A 19,806-nucleotide genomic window follows, 5' to 3' on the forward strand; every position below is an offset into this window, starting at 1 on the left:
GCATCCATGGCCATCAACGTGCATCACGACACCGAGCAGGGCTGCCTCACCCTCCATCTGGGCGAGCGCTTCGACTTCTCGATCCATCGCGCTTTTCACGATGCCTGTCTGGGCGAGGTCAGCCCGGCGCGCAGCTACGTGCTGGACCTGGAACAGGTCACCGCCATGGACAGTTCGGCGCTAGGCATGCTCATGCTGCTGCGCGAGCATGCTGGCGGCGACCGCGCCGAGATCCGCATCGTCAACGCCGGCGCCGACCTGCGCAACACCTTGCGCATCGCGGGCTTCGACAAGCTTTTCACCGTGCACTGAAGCGGCATTTCGACCGATACGGTTTCACGGAACGCCCCGCTTTGTCGGGGCGTTTTTTTCTGGTGGGAGCCGACCCTGTCGGCGATCCCGCGGCGGCGGGCGGCGTGGGGCAGAGCCGTCGGCCGCCACCCTCGTCGCTCCGGTTACACCGTCGCTCGGGAAAGGATGCCGCTGTGCGGCCATGTTCTATGGCTGGCGCCCCGTCGCGCCCGTCGCGCCGGGCGGGGTTTCCGACTCGCCTTCCATGGCTCGGCGGAAACGGCCGGCCATCCAGGCCGGCCCCCTGACGGGCCTTTTCGCCCGTCGCTCCTCGGTTCCACAAGTCGCGACGAGGGCGGCGGCCGACGGCTCTTCCGAGCACTGAGGTGTTGTGCGGCAAAAGCCAACGCCCGCGACCGGGGTGGATGCCCTCTCCGTGTGACCCCCCACGCGGGTGGGAAGCGACACGTGGCGAGCGTCGCTCTTTCCCACCAGCCCAACCCCTGTGTCCAGAGAGCTGCCGGGCGCCACCCTCGGCGCGACATTAGGAGCCGAGGACGGGCGGGCGGACAAGGCCCGTAGGGGATCGGCCAGGACGGCCGATCGTTTCCGCTGAGCCAGGAAGGCGAATCGGAAACCCCCGCCCGACCGTCCGAGCCCGCCGGGGCGCAGCCATCAAACACGGCCGCGCAGCGGCATCCTTGCCCAAGGGACGGCGACTACCGTCGCGCCGAGGGTGGCGCCCGGCAGATCCCCCGCCACGCACAAGCCCAATGCGAGGGCGAAGCCGAGCCGTGCATGCAACCGGGCCCGCTGCCGCGGGATCGCCGACAGGGTCGGCTCCCACCACCATCGCCAACACCGATTTTTGCCGAAAATTCATGGCGGAATACCCCTAGATTGCCGCTTTTGCGCACTTCGGGGAGCGGTCTGGGCGTCTCATGAGTACGGGTGTGACGAGGGTCACAGTCGATGTTCGGCTCCCATATGGCAGGGGGCACTACCCAGGGCGCATGCGCCCAAGGAGTGATCATGAGCGAGCAGAAATTCACGAAGATCCTTACCCGAACCTTGCTGGCAAGCTGCATCCTCGCCGCCTCGGTCTCGATCACGGCTTGTAGCGGCCACGGGTCCACCCGGTCGGGCGGAGGCGGGGGCGGCACGGTGAATCCGGGCGGTGCTGGCACGGACGGCGGCGGTGGCGGTACCGGGGGAGGTACTGACGGCGGCGGTACGGGCGGCGGTGGTGGCGGCACCGATGGCGGTGGCGGCGGTACCGGCGGTGGTGGTGGCGGTACGGGTGGCGGCGGTACCGGCGGCGGCGGTGGTGGAACCGGCGGCGGTGGTGGTGGCGGTGGTGACGGCGGTGGTGGAGGTGGCGGCACTGGTACGCCACCGCCCAGTAACGCCGTGGGGACGATCGCGACGGGCGCCGGCAACATCATTTCCGCTATTGGCGGTGCGGTGTCGGGTGTCGGCACGCAGTTGCCCTCGACCACCATCCTGGGTGGCACGAGTGGCCTCGCCGACGGTCTCGGCGGCGCTGTCGATGGTCTCGGTGGCGCCGTGACCACGTTGGGCGACGGGATCAGCGATGGCCTCGGTCAGATCGGCAACACCTCCGATCCCATCGGTACGACCACGGACAGCCTCGGCAATGTCGTGGTCCAGGTGGGTGGCGCGGTGAACGATCTTGGCGGTGGCGTGAGCACCGTGGGTGCGGGTACGCCGATCACCCCGATCACGAGCGCCTTGGGCACCACGGTGTCCTTCGTCGGCTCGGGCGTCGAGCAGATCGGCGGGAAGCTCGACGGCGTGCTCGATTCGTCGGCGGCGAACTCGCTGACGCAGGCCCTGAGCGATGCGGTGACGCCGATCGCGGCTGCCCTGGGCGACAGCACGTCGCCGATCTCGTCAGGTAACCTGGTCGCCGCGGTAGGCAATGCTTCGGGTAGCCTGGTCGGTGGAACGAGCGAGGGCATTTCGAGCCTGGGCGCGAGCCTGGCCAGCGCGCCGGTTCCCGGTCAGCTGGGCGGACTCACCTCGACCCTTGGCGGCACGGTGGAAAGTGCGGGCGGAGCACTCGCTCCGTTGAGCACGGGCCTGTCCTCGGGCCTGGGTACCGCCGCCCCGGGTGCGGGTAACACCGTGGGCACCACGCTCGCGGGCGCGACGGGCACGGTCGCCGCATTGGGCGGCACGGTGTCCGGTATCGGTTCGGGCACGCTCTCACCGCTGGCGCCGTTGACCACGACGCTGGGCGGTGCCGTGACGACCATCGGCAACGGTGCGACCGCGGCGGTCAATTCGGGCGGTGCGCTGTCCGGTGTCACCGGGGCTGTCAGCACGGTCGTCAATGGCGTCGCCGGCGTGACGGGTACCGGCACGACCAGCGGCGGAAGCACCGGTGGCACGGCTGGGCTTGGTGGCGTCGTCGGTGGCGTGACCAACACCGTGGGCGGTGTCGTCGGCGGCCTCGTCGGCGGTCTGACGGGTGGTGCCATCGGAGGCACGGCCGATGCCGATAACGGCGGCGCCTTGAAGGGCCTGTTCGGCAAGCGCCGCTAAGGCGGCAGAGCGGCGACGGGCGGTGCGAAGGCATCGCCCGTCGCGGCTTCCGGGTCACGTGCGCGAGACGGTTGTCCGCGCCATGAGTCAGTTATCAGGGAGAGTCCATGAATCGATGGTTCGGCTGCCTTCTGGGCATGACCGTCGTGTGTTCCTCGCAGGCGCAGGTACGCGCCCCCGCCAATCCCTTGCAGACCCTTCCCCGCACGGAGACGCCGCAGCAGGCACCGTCGGTGAAGGTCAACGTACAGGCGCCCACCCGCGCGCTTGAAGCCTTGCTCGCCAGGCACCTGACGCCGTCGCGCTTCGACGTGACCGGGGTGACGTCGATCCCCTTCGCCGAGGTGGCCGCCGTGTTCGCGCCGATGCGTGGCAAGGATACGACCGTGGGCGAACTGATCGCCGCCGCCGATCGCGTCACCGCCATGTACAAGACCCGTGGCTACGCCTTGTCGTTCGCCTTCGTGCCGAACCAGACGTTCGCCGGTGGCGTGGTGAAGATCCAGGTCGTGGAAGGCTACGTCGCCGACGTCGACGTGCGCGGCGACTCGGGTAACCTGGAGCCGCGCATTCGTGCCATGGCCGCGCATATCGTCGGTGAGCGCCCGTTGCGCCAGGAAACGTTCGAGCGCTACACGCAGTTGCTCGGCCAGTTGCCTGGCCTGAAGGTCGCGGCGAACGTGGCTCCGCCCACGACGACCGATGGTGCGACCAAGCTCGACCTCGACGTGAAGCGGCAACGCTACGACCTGACCTACGGCCTGGACTTCAACCATCCTGGCGTGCAGGGCGTGCTGTCCGTTCTCGAAAACGGCGCGACGCCGCTCGGCGAACAACTGAGTGTTTCCACACTGTTTCCCAACGGTGGAGGGCAGCGCCTGTATTCGGCGGCCTACCTCCAGCCGATCGGCTCGCGTGGCTGGCAGGCCAAACTGGATGCCAGCCGCTATTGGGGCCAGCCCGATACCGACGAACAATTGCCCTCCTACCTCGATCACCGCTTGACCCAGGAGCGGCTCGCGCTTTCAGCGATCTATCCCCTGGTGTTGAGCAACACGCGCCGGGTCAACCTCACGATGGGCATCTACGCGTCGCGCCAGGACGACCGCTATCGCAACGTCGATACCGGGGTGATGCTGGCATTGCAGTCGAGTGTCCGCGTGCTCAATGCGGAACTGTCATGGCTCAAGGTCGGCGAGAAGACTTCGCGGCAGTTCGCTTTCGCCGTCGCGCATGGATTCGACAGCATGGGGGCGTATTCCCGCGCGGTGAGCAACATCGGCGTGCTGGGCATCGCGATGCCCGATGTGAGCTTCACCCGTTACACCGCGAATTTCGGTTGGTCGAAGGAGTGGGCGCACCGGTTTGGCACGGTGCTGCGCGGCACGGGCCAGTACAGCGACGACGCCCTGCCGTCGACGGAGCAGATCAACTTCGGTGGCCCCTCGTTCGCCTATGCCTATGATCCGGGCGACGCGGCGGGCGACAGTGGCTGGGCCGTGTCCGCGGAGGCCAACCGCGGTTTCGTGTCGGGTTCGAAGTGGATCAAGTCCATCGTTCCTTATGTCGCTTACCAGACGGCCCGGGTCTACCTCAACGGGGCCAGGCCGCTCATCGACCGGCTGGATTCCGCGGCCGTTGGCGTGCGAGCCTCGGACAGCAAGCACTATTCGATCGATTTCGCGCTGGCATGGCCGACCGGCGACAAGCCGCCCGAGAGCAACGACCGCGAAAAGCGCTGGAACCTCACCTTCAGTTACAAGCTGATGTAGCGCCCCCCACCGAGCCTTCACGAGAGCGGGGCGAAGATCGTGCGACCCAGCCGCGCGAGCCCCGCCATGCCGCTCTCCCTGCACCCGCCGCCGATCCGTTTCGACGAGGCACTGGAGCGTGTCGAGCCGGACGAGGCCGAAACCATCGAGCAGTTGATCGAGACCCTCACCCGCATCAACCGGACCACGCTGGAACACGAAAAGCACGCGCACCGTTCCGTGCACGCGAAGAGCCATGCCTTGCTCACCGGAGAGCTGATCGTGCCCGGTGACCTGCCACGGGAACTGGCCCAGGGCATCTTCGCGCGAGAGGGGCGTTATCCGCTGGTCATGCGCCTGTCCACCGTTCCGGGGGACGTCCTCGATGACAGCGTCTCCACCCCTCGTGGGATGGCGGTGAAGATCATCGGGGTGGAAGGCGAGCGCTTGCCCGGCAGCGATGGCGACACGACCCAGGACTTCGTCCTGGTCAACGGACCGGTTTTTTCGGCGCCGAACGCGAAACGCTTCGCCAGTTCGCTGAAACTCGTCGCGGCGACGACCGACCGCGCGGAAGGGGCCAAGAAGGCGTTGTCGGCGGTGCTTCGCGGCACCGAACGCGTGATCGAGGCGTTCGGCGGCAAGAGTGCCATCTTGATCAACCTGGGCGGTCAACCCGAGACCCATCCGCTGGGCGACACGTATTACAGTCAGGCGCCGCTGCGTTTCGGCGACTACGTGGTGAAGCTGTCCATCGCGCCGCACTCGCCGAACCTCACCGCGCTGACCGACACCGAGCTAGACCTCGACGGCAAGCGCAACGGCTTGCGCGAAGCGATGGTGGAGCATTTCGCGAGCCAGGGCGGCGAATGGGAGGTGCGCGTGCAGTTCTGCACGGACCCGGAAACCATGCCGATCGAGGATGCGTCGGTGGCGTGGCCGGAGGAGAAGAGTCCTTATATCGACGTGGCGCGTATCGTGCTGCCGCCCCAGCCGGCATGGAACGCCGTCCGGCGCGCGGCGATCGACGACGGCCTCGCCTTCAGTCCCTGGCACGGCATCGCCGCGCACCGTCCGCTCGGTTCGGTGATGCGTGCGCGCCGCGTGGCGTACAAGGTGATGGCGAGGTTCCGCGCGCACCACAACGGGGTGACGATCCGCGAGCCGCGTTCCATCGCCGACCTGCGGATCTAGGGCTTACCAGCCCATGTAATGCCCGCCGTTGATGGCGAGGTTGGACCCGGTGATCCAGCTGGATTCCTCGGCGGTGAGGAAGGCCACGGCATGCGCGATCTCCTCGGGCCTGCCCAGCCTGCCGACGGGAATCTGCGCCACGATCTTCGCGCGGATGTCCTCGGGCACGGCCATCACCAGGTCGGTGCCGACATAGCCCGGCGAGACGGTGTTCACGGTGATGCCGAAACGGGCGTTTTCCTGCGCGAGCGAGATGGTGAATCCGTGCACGCCGGCCTTGGCCGCCGCGTAGTTGGCCTGGCCGTACTGTCCCTTCTGCCCGTTGATCGAACTGATCTGGACGATACGGCCCCACTGCCGGGAGCGCATGCCTTCGATCACCGGACGTGTCACGTTGAAGCAGGCATTGAGGTTGGTATTCACCACCTCGGTCCACTGCTGGTAATCCATCTTGTGGAAGGTGGTGTCCCGCGTGATGCCGGCATTGTTGACCAGGATTTCCACCGGCCCGGCGAGGTCTTCCACCGCGCGGATCATGGCTTCCGCCGAGACGGGATCGGAGACGTCGCCCGGCACCATCACCACGTCGATTCCGTCGCGGATCATGTCCTCGCGCCAGGCCGCGGCGCGGGCCTCGTCGCGGTAGTTGGTGGCGACCCGGTGACCCTGCCGGGCAAGGTAACGCACGATCGCCGTACCGATGCCGCCCGTGCCGCCGGTCACCAGTGCCGTACGCTGCGTGATGCCTTGCTTCATCCTGGCCTGATTCCTGTAATGGCCCGTCGACCGGGCAAACGATTCTTATAGCGTCGGGCTGGAGGTAAGGCTACTGCGGCGTAGCGCCGCAGGTTCGAATCCGTTCAGAGCCTCGCGCAGGAGGGTGGCCGGATCGGCCGCTCCGGCGGCCACCTCGACGCCTAGCCGTCCAAGCGCCCCGTGCAGCGCAGGCAGCGGATCGGCCGGGTCCACGGGCTGCGCGGCCGTCGACTTGGACAGCTTCCGCCCCTCGGCGTCGAGGACCAGGGGCAGGTGCAGGTAACCCGGAAGCGGCAGCCCGAGCAGGCGTTGCAGGTAGATTTGCCGGGCAGTCGACTCGAGCAAATCCGCGCCGCGTACCACGTGGGTCACGCCTTGCTCGCCGTCGTCGACCACGCAGGCCAGCTGATACGCCCAGAAGCCTTCCACGCGACGGATCACGAAATCCCCCGCCACCTCGCGCAGGTTTTCCTCCTGGGGGCCCTGCAGGTCGTCCCGCCATCGGATCGTGAGGTCGGGCGTGCGCAGCCGCCATGCCGGGGGGCGCGAGGGATCGGCCGGTGCGACGCAATGGCCGTCGCGGTGGATGCCTCCATGGGCGGCGAGGTCGGCCCGGCTGCACCAGCAGGGAAACACGTGTCCCTCCCGGCGGAGCCTTTCGAACGCCGCTTCATACAGGTCGCCTCTGAGCGACTGGTAGACCGGTGGCCGGTCGGGCGGCATGCCGAAGGCATCCAGGGCGGAAAGGATCGCGGCAGCCGATCCGGGAACCTCGCGTGGGGGATCGATGTCTTCGATGCGCACGAGCCATTCCCCACCGGCGTGGCGAGCGACCAGCCAACTTCCCACGGCGGCCACGAGCGAGCCGAAATGCAGGGCGCCGGTGGGGGAGGGTGCGAAGCGTCCGCGGTAGCGTTGGTGTGTCATCGGGAAGCGGGTTGAGAGGTTTCTCATTGGTCGTGCGGCGCCGGGGGCTCAGTTTAGGCGATGCCGGTGTCCGGCCGCCCGCATCGGGACGGCTTTCCGTTGGGAGCCGGGGCTTCCGGCATTGAATGTTCAGCGTTCGCCCCGAAAACTTGTACCAGGCGGCGCCATACGCCAGCCGCCATGAGAGAGACTAGCCATGTTCAAACGTATTGCTTTGTTCGTCGCGACCAACCTCGCGGTCATCGTCTTGCTCACCAGCGTCTGCCATGTGCTGGGGATCGACCAGTGGGCCGCCCAGCGCGGCATGGGTATCGGCGGGTTGATCGTCTTCGCGTCCGTGTTCGGCATGGGCGGTGCCTTCGTGTCGCTGGCCATCTCCAAGTGGATGGCGAAGATGTCCACGGGCGCCAAGGTCATCACCGAGCCGCGCAACGAGTCCGAGCGCTGGCTGCTCGAGACGGTGCGCCGCCACGCCGAGAAGGCGGGTATCGGCATGCCCGAGGTGGCGGTGTACGACGCCCCGGAAATGAACGCCTTCGCCACCGGCATGAGCCGTAACAACGCCCTGGTGGCGGTGAGCACGGGCCTGCTCCAGCAGATGGACCGCGAGCAGGTCTCGGCCGTGCTCGGCCATGAGATCGGCCACGTCGCCAATGGCGACATGGTCACCCTGACCCTCATCCAGGGCGTGCTCAACACCCTGGTGATCGTGCTGGCCCGCGTGGTCGGCCGCGTCGTCGACAGCTGGCTTAGCGGTGGCCGCGATCGCGACGGCGAGGGCGGCATGGGCTACTTCGTGGTGGTGATGGTCCTGCAGATCGTGTTCGGCCTGTTTGCCTCGATCATCGTCATGTGGTTCTCGCGCTGGCGCGAATTCCGCGCCGACGCGGCGGGTGCCAACCTGGCCGGCCGGGCCTCGATGATCTCGGCCCTCCAGCGGCTGTCGGCCAACCACGGCGACACGACGCTGCCGCAGACGATCCAGGCCTTCGGCATTTCGGGCCATCTCGCCACGGGCCTGAAGCGCCTGTTCATGAGCCATCCGCCCATCGAGGAGCGGATCGCGGCGTTGCAGAACGCGCGCTGAGGCTGGCTGACTCGCCGACAGGGTCGGCTCCCACCAGAACGGTATACCGCATTCCGGACGGAGCCGCGGCCTGCCTGGTGGGAGCCGACCCTGTCGGCGATTCCAGCGACAACCCACCCTTTTTTCGGCCCCGCCCCGCCCACATAATCCGGTGTCTGTCCCACCCTGAAGGAACGGCACCGTGAGCCAGGAAACCCGTAAGTTCGAAGCCGAAGTCGCCCAGGTCCTGCACCTGGTCACCCATTCCCTCTACTCGCACAAGGAAATCTTCCTTCGCGAGCTGATCTCCAACGCCTCCGACGCCTGCGACAAGCTGCGGTTCGAAGCGCTGGCCGATCCCAGCCTCACCGATGGCGATGCCGACCTGCGCATCCAGGTCAGCTGGGATCCGGAGGCGCGAACCATCAGCGTCCGCGACAACGGCATCGGCATGAGCCGGGACGAGGTCGTCGCCAATATCGGCACGATCGCCAGTTCCGGCACCCGGCGTTACCTGGAAGCCCTTTCCGGCGAACAGAAGGCCGACGCCCGCCTGATCGGCCAGTTCGGCGTGGGCTTCTACTCCGCCTTCGTCGTGGCCGACAAGGTCACGGTGATCACCCGTCGTGCCGGCCTGCCCGCCGTCGAGGGCGTCCGCTGGGAAAGCGACGGCAAGGGCGAGTACAGCCTCGAAGACACCAGCGTCACCGAGCGCGGCACCACGGTGGTGTTGCACCTGAAGGCCGACGAGGACGAGTTCCTCAAGTTCTGGACGTTGCGCAGCGCGATCACCAAGTATTCCGACCACGTGGCCTTCCCGATCCGCATGCCCGCCGAAAAGGACGGCAAGCCGGACCCGACCGAGTGGACGACGATCAATTCGGCCTCCGCATTGTGGTCGCGTCCGAAGAGCGAAATCACGGACGAGGAATACCAGAACTTCTACAAGGCGTTGGGCCACGACTTCAACGATGCGCTCGCCTGGACGCATAACCGTGTCGAGGGCAACCAGAGCTACACCACGCTGCTCTACGTGCCGGAGCAACCGCCATTCGACCTGATGATGGGCGGCCGTGACGAGCGCAAGGGATTGAAGCTCTACATCAAGCGCGTCTTCATCATGGATGCGGCCGAGGAGCTCCTGCCGAACTACCTGCGCTTCGTTCGTGGTGTCGTCGACGCCGACGACCTGCCGCTCAACGTGAGCCGTGAAATCCTCCAGCAGAATCGCCAGCTCGAGCGGATCAAGACCGCCTGCGTGAAGCGCGTGCTCGACCTGCTCGAGAAGATCTCGCGCGACGAGCCGGAGAAGTTCGCCACCTTCCTCGCCGGCTTCGGCAACACGCTGAAGGAAGGCATCGTCGAGGACACGGCGAACCGTGAACGCATCGCCAAGCTGCTGCGTTTCGCTTCCACGAAGGGCGACGGCGCGGCGAAGACGGTTTCGTTCGACGACTACATCGGTCGCATGGCGGTGGGACAGGACACCATCTGGTACGTCACCGCCGATAGCTACGCCGCCGCTGCCGGTAGTCCGCAGCTCGAAGCGCTGAAGGCCAAGGACATCGAGGTTCTCCTGATGTCCGATCGCGTGGACGAGTGGATGCTCGGCTACCTGACGGAATACGAAGGCAAGCGCCTGCGTAACGTCGCCAAGGGCGAGTTCCCGCTGGACGAAGCCGACAAGGCGAAGCAGGAAGCCGCCGCGGTCGAGGCCGCACCGTTGCTGGAACGCACGAAGAAGCTGCTCGGCGATCGCGTGGGCGATGTGCGTGTCTCGGCGCGCCTCACCGATTCGCCATCGTGCCTGGCGCTGGCGGATTTCGACCTGGCCCCGCACCTCGCACGCCTGTTGCGCGAAGCCGGCCAGGACGTGCCCGAGTCGAAGGCCGTGCTGGAACTCAATCCGGAGCATCCGCTGGTGAAGCGGCTGGCCGGCGAGAGCGACGATGCGAAGGCTGGCGATATCGCGGGGCTCTTGCTCGAGCAGGCGGAGATCACGGCTGGCGCGCAACTCGCCGATCCGGCGGCGTTCGTGCAGCGGATGAACCGGGTGTTGCTGGGTTAGTCACAGCGAATCGCCGACAGGGTCGGCTCCCACCAGGCCAGTTTTGGATGGCTCAGCTAGTCCAGGATAACTTGGTGGGAGCCGACCTTGTCGGCGATCCTGCGGCAGCGGGCCGGGTCGTAGCAAGCACCCATCGCCGCTGAAGCGGCTCCCACAGACAAGCAGGCCCCAGTGGGTAAGTGGGCCGTCAGTGTGGTGGGAGCCGACCTTGTCGGCGATCCGCGGCAGCGGGCCGGGTCGTAGCAAGCACCCGTCGCCGCTGAAGCGGCTCCCACAGATAAACAGGCCCCTAGCAAGCAGGCCCTCGCAAGCTGGCCCCTCGCAAGTAGGTTCTTCGTGAGCTGGCCGTCGCACGAATGACAGCTCGCAGTGGCCGCTGCTATCGTCGCCATCCATGTCCGCCTTGCTGATCCTCTTCGTCTGCCTCGCCCTCGGCATGCTCTGCCGGCGCTTCGTCGCGCTTCCCGAAGGGATCGTGCCCGGGATCAACTGGTGGGTGCTGAATATCGCGCTGCCTGCGCTCGTGCTGGCGCTCGTGCCGAAGGTGACGGTCGATGCGCAGCTATGGTTTCCCGTCGCGGGCATGTACGTGACCTTCTTCGGCGCGTGGGCCGTGTTCGCCACGCTCGGCAAGGTGCTCTCGTGGTCGCCGCACCGGATCGGCTGCCTGACCCTCGTCTGCGGACTCGGCAATACCTCGTTCATGGGCTATCCGATGATGGAGGCCCTGCATGGCAAGGCAGGCCTTTCGATCGCCGTGATCGCCGATCAGCTCGGATGTTTTCCGCTGCTGGCTGCCGGGGGCATCGTCGTGGCGTCGATCTATTCAGGACGGGGTGCGAGCCTTCCTGCGATCGCGCGTCGCGTGCTGACCTTCCCGGCGTTTCTTGCGCTGGTGGCTGGCGTGATCGTGGGCCTGGCCGGGGGCTGGCCGGAAGCGGTGGAGAAGCTGTTGCTGCAGATTGGCCAGACGCTGACGCCACTGGCTCTGTTTTCCGTGGGTCTGCAATTCCACCTGCATCTACGCCGTGAGCAGATCGGGCCGCTGCTCGCAGGGCTCGGTTGGAAACTGCTGTTGGCGCCCCTTGCCACGTTGGGCATCGGTCTGGCCGCGGGCGTCGGGGGCCTGACGCTTACCGTGGGAGTTCTCCAGGCCGCCATGGCACCGATGATCTCGGCGGCGATCCTTGCCGATCAGTACGGGCTGGAACCGCGCCTGGCCAATACCGTGCTCGGTGCGGGCATCCTGCTCTCCCTGGTGACGATTCCGGTGGGCAATCTGTTCCTGCCGGCAGGATGAGCCTTGGTAACGCACGGGCACGACCATACCCTCTGCGCATGACCGATCCGACGACCTCCCCGGGTGTACGCGCCGATGTGTGGCTCTGGGCCGCACGCTTCTTCAAGACCCGTAGCCTGGCCAAGCAGGCGATCGATGGCGGCAAGGTGGAACTCAACGACGCGACGTGCAAGCCCGCCAAGCTGGTGCACGTGGGCGACACGCTCCGGATCAACCGGGGCGAGGAGCGTCTGGCCTGCGTTGTCCTGGCGCTTTCGGAAAAGCGCGGACCGGCGCCGGAAGCGCAGAAGCTCTACACGGAAACGGAAGAAAGCATCGCTGAGCGCGCGCGCCGGAAAGAGGATCGCCGCCTCACGGGTGGCGCCTTGCTGCGCCCCGACTCACGTCCGGACAAACATGCGCGGCGCCTGATCCAGGATTTGAAGAAGACCCTCTGACACAAGCCCCAGAAAAACCGCCCCCCGAATCCCTACCCGGGCTGCTGACTCGGATAGGGAAGGGGGACGCCACGGGGCCGGAAGATGGAGAGTCATAAGGCCCCGTGAAAGCGGCCTGGAAACTATAGGTAGCGCCGCCGGCTTAGGGAATTCGTTTGTTCGAATCGAACCGATAGTGCCGCCCTATGGTTCAACGCAGCATTTTCCTCAGCTTGTAGAGCTGGTCGAGCGCCTCGCGCGGCGACAGGTCGTCCGGATCGACCGCCCGTAGCGCTTCCTCCACAGGGGATGGCAGCGGCGGTGCGAACAGACCCATCTGCGGCGCCGCCGCAGGCGGTGTCACAACCGCGGCCGTGACTTCGTGTCCCTGCTCCAGCGCGGACAGATAACGGCGCGCATCCGCGATCACGGACTTGGGCAATCCCGCCAACGCGGCCACCTGCAACCCGAAACTGCGGTTCGCCGGACCGTCCTTGACGGTGTGCATGAAAACCAGCTGTTCGCCGTACTCGACGGCGTCGAGGTGGACGTTCGCGATGGTCGGGAATTCGCCCGCCAGCTCCGTGAGTTCGAAGTAGTGCGTCGCGAACAAGGTGAACGCGCAGCTGGTGGCGGCCAGATGGACGGCCGCGGCGCGCGCCAGCGAGAGGCCATCGTAGGTGCTGGTGCCGCGGCCGACTTCATCCATCAACACGAGGCTGCACTCGGTGGCGTTGTGCAGGATGTTCGCCGTCTCGCTCATTTCCACCATGAAGGTGGATTGGCCGCGCGACAGGTCGTCGCCGGCGCCGATGCGGGTGAAGATGCGATCGATCGGCCCGATGGTGGCGGCCGATGCGGGCACGTAGCTGCCCACGTGCGCGAGCAGCACGATCAACGCGTTCTGGCGCATATAGGTGGACTTACCGCCCATGTTCGGGCCGGTGATCACCAGCATGCGGCGGCTCTTGTCCAGGGCGAGGTCGTTCGGCTCGAAGGGTTCGTCGCGAACCTTCTCGACGACGGGATGGCGGCCGCGATCGATGCGGATGCCCGGTACATCGGTCAATGCCGGTGCCGCCCAGTCCAGCGTCTCGGCACGCTCGGCGAGGTTGGCCAGCACGTCCAGTTCGGCCATCGCCGCGGCGGCGGTTTTCAGTTCGGGCAAGTGCTCGATCAGCTTGTCGAGCAGCAGTTCGTACAGTGCCCGCTCGCGCATCAACGAGCGTTCCTTCGCGGACAGCACCTTGTCCTCGAACTGTTTCAGTTCCTCGGTGATGTAGCGCTCGGCGTTCTTCGTGGTCTGCCGGCGCGTGTAGTGCTGTGGGGCTTTCTCCGCCTGCGCCTTGGTGATTTCGATGTAATAGCCGTGGACGCGGTTGTAGCCGACCTTCAACGTCGGGATGCCGCTGGCGGCTTTCTCGCGTTCCTCCATGTCGACCAGGAACTGATCGGCGTTGGTGGAGAGGCGGCGCAGTTCGTCCAGTTCCTCGTCGTAGCCTTCGGCGAGCACGCCGCCGTCGCGAAGCAGCACGGGCGGCTGTTCGACGATGGCACGGGCAAGCAGGGCGGCGGTCTCCGCGTGATCGCCGATGCGTTCGACGAGGCCGTGCAACAAGGGACTGTCGATGCCGGCGATGTCGTCGCGCAACCCGGGGGCCGCGGCGAGGCCATCGCGCAACGTGGAAAGATCGCGCGGACGCGCCGAGCGCAAGGCCACGCGCGCCAGGATGCGCTCTAGGTCGCCGATGCCGCGCAGGCGCTCGCGCAAGCTCGCGTGACGGCGTGCATCGATGAGGCTGCCGATCGCCTGGTGACGGCCACGCAGCACGTGGCGGTCGCGTAGCGGACGGTTGAGCCAGCGGCGCAGCAGGCGCGCGCCCATGGGCGTCACCGTCTCGTCGAGCACGCCCAGCAAGGTGTTCTCGACGTTGCCGCTCTGGTGGGTATCGATTTCCAGGTTGCGCCGCGTGGCGGCATCCATGGCGATGGTCTCGCCGGCGTTCTCCACCGCCATGCCGGTGAGATGGGGCAGGGCGCTCTTCTGGGTTTCCTCGACGTAACCGAGCAGGCAGCCGGCCGCGGCGATGGCCAGGGGCATGCCATCCACGCCGAAACCGAGCAGGTCACGTGTCTTGAAGAAGCGGCACAACTCGCGCGTGGCCGCATCTCCGTCGAAGTGCCATGGTTGGCGCTTGCGCAGGCCCGGCAGGGAGGACACGAGCTTGGGCCAGGCCACGTCCTCGCCGACCAGCGTTTCGGCAGGCTGCAGGCGAGCCAGCTCGGCGGCCAACCCTTCGGCCGACGACACTTCGGTGAGCAGGAAGCGACCGGTGGAGAGGTCCACCCAGGCCAGCCCATAGCCCTTCGGCCCAGCGGCGATGGAAAGCAGCAGGTTGTCGCGGCGCTCTTCCATCAGCGCGGCGTCGGTCACGGTGCCGGGCGTGACGATGCGCACGACCTCGCGCTTGACCGGACCCTTCGACGTGGCCGGGTCGCCGATCTGCTCGCACAGCGCCACCGATTCGCCCAGCCTCACCAGCCGAGCCAGGTAATTTTCCACGGCGTGGTAAGGCACGCCGGCCATGGGAATGGGGGCGCCGGCCGACTGGCCGCGTTGGGTCAGGGTGATGTCGAGCAACCGCGCCGCCTTGCGCGCGTCGTCATAGAAAAGCTCGTAGAAGTCGCCCATCCGGAAGAACAGGAGGATGTCCGGATGCTCGGCTTTCGCCGCGAGGTACTGGCGCATGAAGGGCGTATGCCCGGCGGCCACCGAGGTGTCTTCTGCTAGAGCCATGATTTTCCGAGGTCGATCGATGGAGGTGGGCCGATGCCGGCACGCTGGCCGTACATGATAAGCGACGTCGGGCGGGCTTGCCGGGAACGGCCATCGTGCAGGGCGGAAGGCTGACACATGCACGGTTTCCCGGTGGCGTGGCTGGTACTGTCCGTCTGGAGCTAAAACCATGAACTATAGGAGGGTCGATGTCCGGCACATTCAGGAAGATGAGGGAACGTAGTTACCTGGCTCACGCGGCCGCGCTGGGTATGACTTTCCTCATTGCGAGCCACGCGGTATTCGCGAGCGAGCGAGGCCTTGGCCCGGCGTCGGCCACGGCCGTGGAGGGGCAGTGGGGCTATCGCAGCGACTGCGGTTCGGGGCATTACGTGCAGTTTTCCGCCAAACCGGCGGGCGCCGATGTCGAGGGGACGTGGTCCGACAGTACACGAGCCGGAGGCGAGTCGGGCTCGTTCAAGGGCCAGCTGCGCGAGGGCAAGCTCTTCGTTCGCTTTTGCAGCGACGAAGAGACCCGGGGCGGCTTCCCGCTATGCCCGGCCTACGGTACGGGTGACGACGCGTACTTCGTGCCCGTTGGCAAGGATCTCGCCTGGTACCGGACGTGGGGCTCCCCCGCCGACGGCAAGTTCCAAAAATACGTGGAATTGCATCGCACGGTCCACGGCGAAAAGGTGCCGCTGGATACCCGTTGTCCGACCGGTTCGAACTGACGACATCCCTGAAGGAGATAGAGCATGCCTGGATTGACCGACAACGCTGACGGGATGTGAGGAGCCGCCCCTCGCGGGGCGGCTCCTCCGGCTTTACGCCCGCAACGGACCCTGTTGCTGGCTTTGCACTTGCGCTTCCGCGTGCTGTTGCGCCTGAGCCTGCGTCTGGCCGTGTGGTATGGCTTCCGCGCTGCTCTGTGCCAGCGGCGTCCGCGTGGCCTGGAGCACGTCGACTTCGGCGACCTGCTTGAACGGCGACTTGGCGTCGCCCTGCACCGCGTAGGCCCTGCTGGCATCGTCGCTGAGCGCCACGTGGTCGATCCGTTGCATGCCGTTCGTCACGGCGGCGGCCGTGAGTGAGCCCGCGATCATGCTCGTATGCGGACCCGACGCCCGTCCATGCTGCGCATCGAGACGCTGGACGCCTTCGAGCGCCTGGCGATACATGTCGTTCGATGGATGGTTGGCATGGTCGAGCGAGGGCACGTCGGTGTGCTGACGATTGGCATCGAGTGCGCGCAAGGTCTTCGGTCCCGCGATGCCATCGGCTTCCAGGCCATGAGCACGCTGGAAAGCCTGTAAAGCCTCCTTCGTCTGCGGCCCGAAGTCCGCATCGGCGGCGGGTGGCCGACCGTTCGACGCGACATAACCCTGGTCGCGCAGTTGGCGCTGTAACGCCTCGACCGCCGGTCCACTTGCTCCTGCGCGCAGAGACACGTTTTCCTGCGCGGTAGGCTGCGCGGTTTTGCCGGTGTCCGGTGCGGTGGGCGGGGTATCTTGCCGTTGCGGTGTCTGTTCCAGTGCTTTCAACGTCGCGGGGCCGACTACGCCGTCCGGCTTCAAGTGGTGGTCCGTCTGGAAGCGCTCGATGGCGAGGCGGGTTTCCTTGCCGGCATGACCATCGACTTTCAGCGGGTGGCCCGCTGAATCGGTGTAGCCATGGGCATTGAGCAGCGTCTGCACCTGCTCTGTTTTTTCCTTGCTCATGCCGTGCGAGGCCTTCGCGGTGGGCATCGCTTCGGGGCCGCCCGGCTTGTAACCCTTCTCGATGGCGTTCTGCCATGCCTCGGCCGCGTTCCTGCGTTCGCCGAGGCCGTTGTGTCCGCCGTTGATGTCCTTGCATGCGGCGTCCACGTCGGTCTGGTGACCATTGGCCTGAACGCGATCCTTCCAGTACTGGATGGCGATCCTTGCAGCCACTTCCTTGTCTTCCGCGAGCTCGGGATGATTCACGAGATCGAGCCCCAGTTCCTTGCCCATCTTCTCGTAGCCGGCGCGGCCGGTGAGCTGGACATAGCCACGGCCGTGGAAGGTCCAGCCATCTCCGGGCTCGGTATTGCCGAGATTCTTCTTGCCCCAGGCGCCACCGTAGATTTCGTTGGCGATGGCCTCGGGACCGCCCGCGGCGATCTTGTTGGCCTCGGCGAGCGTATTCATCCCGTTGCGGCCGGGGAACACCTCGAGGAGACGGCTACCGGAGTAACCGAGGCCTTCGGTCATGCGGGAATATCCACCCGACTCGACCTGCATCTGGCCCATGAAATTGCTCAGTTCCTTGGGGTCTGTAATACCCGCCTTCATGGCGGCGTCCATCAGATAGTCGGCGTTTTCTTTCGCGGACATGGTGTAACTCCTGATTAATGAAAGGAAGGATCCGTCGAGCGATCAGCGCGTGGGGATCCCGTTTTTCTCGATCGCGGGGTCACTCTTCCATTTGAGTGTCGCGTCGATGAGTGCGTCTTCATCCGTGTCGGTGACCTTGCCGGCCTGGCAAGTGCTTTGCTTCACCGGTTTTGCCTGGCCATCCTTCAAGACCACCAATCCACCGTCCTGCAGGTTGTTGGAGCCCGACACGGAATAGACGACATACTTGAAACCGGCATTCGTGAAGGCATAGGCGTAGCCCCCGGTATTGCCGGCGAAGGTCAGGTGCGTGCGAGTGAACTCACCCTCGTTTCCAGTGGCCGGAAAAGTCATTTCGGGTTTCGCTGCGTCACGGCCATAGGCGTAGTAGAAGCGTCCGTCACCGTGAGCCACGTCACCTGCGGCGCACATGGAAACGGTCTTGGTGCTGCCGGCGAGGGGGCAGGAAAACACGACCTGGTCGGACTTGCCGCACAGGGTGGCCGGTGCGGTGGTTGCCAAGGCGGTTGCCGGGAGGATGGCGGTTGCGACTGTCAGTAATAGTGCTTTTGCGGCAGGATTCATGAGATGGCTCTGTTCAGGGAAAGAAAAACAACAGTTGCGTGTATCTGTGGTCTTGTCAGATGGAGAGCGGTTCGATCTTCGCCTTTTCCATCAATCGCGACGTGAAGTATTTGTCCTGGTAGTAGCGGATCTTTTCGCACATCACCGGGTGTGGAATGCCTTCGTAGAGGAACACTTCCTTCTCGGTGCCCATGGCTTTCAATTCCTGCGGAAGCATGAGTGCACGTTTCTCCTCGGAGTGACTCTTCGACACGTCGCCCTTCTTGCTCTTGGTGATGTTCTCGCGGCGTACCGTCGTATAGCCGAGCATGTCGGAGTAATCGTTGGCGTCCTGCTGTTCGCGCGGGGCGTAGACGATTTGGAGCGCATGGTTCGTGATGACCGTGCGTGACACATCCTTGCCGTAAGTGGCGTCGAGCTGGGCCATGCTCTGGATGATGGGAAGGAGGCGGATGTTGTAGCCCGCCATGTACGACACCGCCGAGGCAATGATCTCCACCCTGCCGATCGATGTGAACTCGTCCATGAGCAGCAGGCACTGGTGCTTCAGGGTCGGATCGTTCTGTGGCAGCACCTTGGTATTGAGGTTGATCAGCTGGCTGAAGAACAGGTTCACGATCAGCTTGCTCTCGGCCAGCTTGTTCGGCTGGATACCGATATAGATCGTCATCTTCTTCTTGCGTACATCGGTGAGCAGGAAATCGTCCTCACTGGTGGCCGCGTCCAGCACGGGGTTGATCCAGGCGTTCAACGGCTCCTTGAAGGTACCGAGGATGGAGGCGAAGGTTTCGTTGGCTTGCGAGAGGAGGTTGGCGAAGGCCGATTGGGCGTTGGCGCTCAGGAAGGGTTCCTTCGAGAGTCGCGTGTACAGCTCGCGCAGGTCGGTGCCATCGCCCGACGACAGGCGATAGATCATGCCCAGGGTAGGCTTGCTGCGCACGATCGTCGGCCGGCCTTTCTTCTCGTCGTCCTCCCACTTCTCGCAGAGGTATAGCGAGAACGCCATGAAGGCGTTGCGCGCCTGGCTCACCCAGAACTTCTGGTCGTCGGATACGTCGGGGTAGAGCATCGAGGCGATGCTCATGAGGTCCGACACGCGGAATGCGGGGTCCTTGGAGACATAACTCAATGGATTCCAGCGGTGCGTGCGACGGTCTTCGGCGAACGGGTTGAACAGATAGATTTCCTGCCCCTGCGATTTGCGCCAGCCACTGGTCAGGTCGAAGTTCTCCTGCTTGATATCCAGCACCACCACCGATTCCTGGTAATCGAGCAGGTTCGGGATCACCACGCCGACGCCCTTGCCCGAGCGGGTGGGCGCGGCGAGAATCACGAACTGCTGGCCAGGAAGACGGACCAGGTTGCCCTTGAACTTGCCCACGAGGATGCCGTTCGGAGCGGGGGAGAGCATGTTCTGCTTGCGCAGGTCGGAGGCGGTGGCGAAGCGGGCGTCGCCGTGCATGGAAGGCTTCTTCTTTCGCAGAAGAAGGAAGAAGCATGCGCACCATGTCAGCAGGGGAAGTCCGAAGCCAAGACCGCCCGCGGCCTTGATCTTCCACGCGTACGATTGGACCTGGGGCAGATCGAGCACGCGCAGGTAATCGACGTACGTGCCCAGCTTTAGCGGCACCTGCCCGAGCCTGAGGAACAACAGCGTCAGATAGCCGGCGAGCAATTCACCGACGATGAGCGCTAGAACGAGCAGTCCGGCCGCCCAATATCCCCTGGTTCTTGTCATGCGTTTCTTACCT

Annotated in this window: 15 protein-coding genes; 9 read left to right on the forward strand and 6 right to left on the reverse strand. The window is 65.6% G+C overall.

Features of this window, described 5'->3' with window-relative positions:
• Positions 1 to 6: 6 nt before the first annotated feature.
• From ACR9Y6_RS02285 to ACR9Y6_RS02300, 4 genes are all read left to right on the forward strand, one after another.
• Positions 7 to 312, forward strand: coding sequence for an STAS domain-containing protein (locus tag ACR9Y6_RS02285; RefSeq protein WP_481279807.1), 306 nt, complete (start codon positions 7 to 9; stop codon positions 310 to 312).
• A 1,011-nt stretch (positions 313 to 1,323) separates the two neighbouring features.
• The gene (locus tag ACR9Y6_RS02290; protein ID WP_481279808.1) at positions 1,324 to 2,859 is read left to right on the forward strand and encodes a collagen-like triple helix repeat-containing protein; all 1,536 of its coding nucleotides are present in this window, start codon (positions 1,324 to 1,326) and stop codon (positions 2,857 to 2,859) included.
• Between the two features lie 107 nt (positions 2,860 to 2,966).
• Entirely contained in the window at positions 2,967 to 4,631 is a 1,665-nt protein-coding gene (locus ACR9Y6_RS02295) for a ShlB/FhaC/HecB family hemolysin secretion/activation protein (protein ID WP_481279809.1), read from the forward strand.
• A gap of 66 nt (positions 4,632 to 4,697) precedes the next feature.
• The gene (locus ACR9Y6_RS02300) at positions 4,698 to 5,804 is read left to right on the forward strand and encodes a catalase family protein (RefSeq protein ID WP_481279810.1); all 1,107 of its coding nucleotides are present in this window, start codon (positions 4,698 to 4,700) and stop codon (positions 5,802 to 5,804) included.
• Positions 5,805 to 5,807: 3 nt separating this feature from the next.
• On the opposite strand, the gene phbB is transcribed toward ACR9Y6_RS02300, so the two are convergent.
• Complete coding sequence (gene phbB, locus ACR9Y6_RS02305; protein WP_306850686.1) at positions 5,808 to 6,548, reverse strand: acetoacetyl-CoA reductase; 741 nt, start codon at positions 6,546 to 6,548, stop codon at positions 5,808 to 5,810.
• 57 nt (positions 6,549 to 6,605) lie between these two features.
• Positions 6,606 to 7,487, reverse strand: coding sequence for a tRNA glutamyl-Q(34) synthetase GluQRS (gene gluQRS, locus ACR9Y6_RS02310; RefSeq protein WP_481279811.1), 882 nt, complete (start codon positions 7,485 to 7,487; stop codon positions 6,606 to 6,608).
• 196 nt (positions 7,488 to 7,683) lie between these two features.
• On the opposite strand from gluQRS, the gene htpX reads away from it, so the two are divergent.
• The 4 genes from htpX to ACR9Y6_RS02330 all read left to right on the forward strand — a co-directional run bounded on the left by htpX (position 7,684) and on the right by ACR9Y6_RS02330 (position 12,358).
• Entirely contained in the window at positions 7,684 to 8,574 is an 891-nt protein-coding gene (gene htpX, locus ACR9Y6_RS02315; RefSeq protein ID WP_426285154.1) for a protease HtpX, read from the forward strand.
• A 181-nt stretch (positions 8,575 to 8,755) separates the two neighbouring features.
• Positions 8,756 to 10,621, forward strand: coding sequence for a molecular chaperone HtpG (gene htpG / locus ACR9Y6_RS02320; RefSeq protein ID WP_481279812.1), 1,866 nt, complete (start codon positions 8,756 to 8,758; stop codon positions 10,619 to 10,621).
• 394 nt (positions 10,622 to 11,015) lie between these two features.
• The gene (locus tag ACR9Y6_RS02325) at positions 11,016 to 11,921 is read left to right on the forward strand and encodes an AEC family transporter (RefSeq protein ID WP_481279813.1); all 906 of its coding nucleotides are present in this window, start codon (positions 11,016 to 11,018) and stop codon (positions 11,919 to 11,921) included.
• 38 nt (positions 11,922 to 11,959) lie between these two features.
• Positions 11,960 to 12,358 (forward strand): RNA-binding S4 domain-containing protein, encoded by a 399-nt coding sequence (locus tag ACR9Y6_RS02330; RefSeq protein ID WP_481279814.1) that lies wholly within the window; start codon positions 11,960 to 11,962, stop codon positions 12,356 to 12,358.
• 190 nt (positions 12,359 to 12,548) lie between these two features.
• Here ACR9Y6_RS02330 and mutS read toward each other — a convergent pair whose 3' ends face one another.
• Positions 12,549 to 15,134 carry a DNA mismatch repair protein MutS gene (mutS, locus tag ACR9Y6_RS02335; protein ID WP_481279815.1) on the reverse strand — a complete coding sequence of 862 codons (2,586 nt, stop codon included), beginning with the start codon at positions 15,132 to 15,134 and terminating at the stop codon, positions 12,549 to 12,551.
• Between the two features lie 251 nt (positions 15,135 to 15,385).
• On the opposite strand from mutS, the gene ACR9Y6_RS02340 reads away from it, so the two are divergent.
• Positions 15,386 to 15,847, forward strand: a complete 462-nt coding sequence (locus ACR9Y6_RS02340) for a hypothetical protein (RefSeq protein ID WP_481279816.1) — start codon at positions 15,386 to 15,388, stop codon at positions 15,845 to 15,847.
• A 93-nt stretch (positions 15,848 to 15,940) separates the two neighbouring features.
• On the opposite strand, the gene ACR9Y6_RS02345 is transcribed toward ACR9Y6_RS02340, so the two are convergent.
• The 3 genes from ACR9Y6_RS02345 to ACR9Y6_RS02355 are packed head-to-tail and all read right to left on the reverse strand — an operon-like array spanning position 15,941 to position 19,793.
• On the reverse strand, positions 15,941 to 17,470 hold the full coding sequence (locus ACR9Y6_RS02345) for a peptidoglycan-binding protein (protein WP_481279817.1): 1,530 nt from the start codon (positions 17,468 to 17,470) through the stop codon (positions 15,941 to 15,943).
• Positions 17,471 to 17,512: 42 nt separating this feature from the next.
• Complete coding sequence (locus ACR9Y6_RS02350; RefSeq protein WP_481279818.1) at positions 17,513 to 18,055, reverse strand: hypothetical protein; 543 nt, start codon at positions 18,053 to 18,055, stop codon at positions 17,513 to 17,515.
• Positions 18,056 to 18,110: 55 nt separating this feature from the next.
• Positions 18,111 to 19,793 carry a type IV secretory system conjugative DNA transfer family protein gene (locus tag ACR9Y6_RS02355; protein ID WP_481279819.1) on the reverse strand — a complete coding sequence of 561 codons (1,683 nt, stop codon included), beginning with the start codon at positions 19,791 to 19,793 and terminating at the stop codon, positions 18,111 to 18,113.
• Positions 19,794 to 19,806 lie beyond the last annotated feature (13 nt).

The sequence above is a fragment of the Luteibacter sp. TLI7-4A genome, from assembly GCF_056754745.1.

Coding starts and splice junctions, on each gene's coding strand:
- ACR9Y6_RS02345 (WP_481279817.1), bottom strand. CDS start 17,470: ATGTCCGCGAAAGAAAACGCCGACTATCTGATGGACGCCGCCATGAAG.
- ACR9Y6_RS02295 (WP_481279809.1), top strand. CDS start 2,967: ATGAATCGATGGTTCGGCTGCCTTCTGGGCATGACCGTCGTGTGTTCC.
- mutS (WP_481279815.1), bottom strand. CDS start 15,134: ATGGCTCTAGCAGAAGACACCTCGGTGGCCGCCGGGCATACGCCCTTC.
- htpX (WP_426285154.1), top strand. CDS start 7,684: ATGTTCAAACGTATTGCTTTGTTCGTCGCGACCAACCTCGCGGTCATC.
- ACR9Y6_RS02330 (WP_481279814.1), top strand. CDS start 11,960: ATGACCGATCCGACGACCTCCCCGGGTGTACGCGCCGATGTGTGGCTC.
- ACR9Y6_RS02340 (WP_481279816.1), top strand. CDS start 15,386: ATGACTTTCCTCATTGCGAGCCACGCGGTATTCGCGAGCGAGCGAGGC.
- ACR9Y6_RS02325 (WP_481279813.1), top strand. CDS start 11,016: ATGTCCGCCTTGCTGATCCTCTTCGTCTGCCTCGCCCTCGGCATGCTC.
- ACR9Y6_RS02290 (WP_481279808.1), top strand. CDS start 1,324: ATGAGCGAGCAGAAATTCACGAAGATCCTTACCCGAACCTTGCTGGCA.
- ACR9Y6_RS02285 (WP_481279807.1), top strand. CDS start 7: ATGGCCATCAACGTGCATCACGACACCGAGCAGGGCTGCCTCACCCTC.
- ACR9Y6_RS02355 (WP_481279819.1), bottom strand. CDS start 19,793: ATGACAAGAACCAGGGGATATTGGGCGGCCGGACTGCTCGTTCTAGCG.
- ACR9Y6_RS02350 (WP_481279818.1), bottom strand. CDS start 18,055: ATGAATCCTGCCGCAAAAGCACTATTACTGACAGTCGCAACCGCCATC.
- ACR9Y6_RS02300 (WP_481279810.1), top strand. CDS start 4,698: ATGCCGCTCTCCCTGCACCCGCCGCCGATCCGTTTCGACGAGGCACTG.
- gluQRS (WP_481279811.1), bottom strand. CDS start 7,487: ATGACACACCAACGCTACCGCGGACGCTTCGCACCCTCCCCCACCGGC.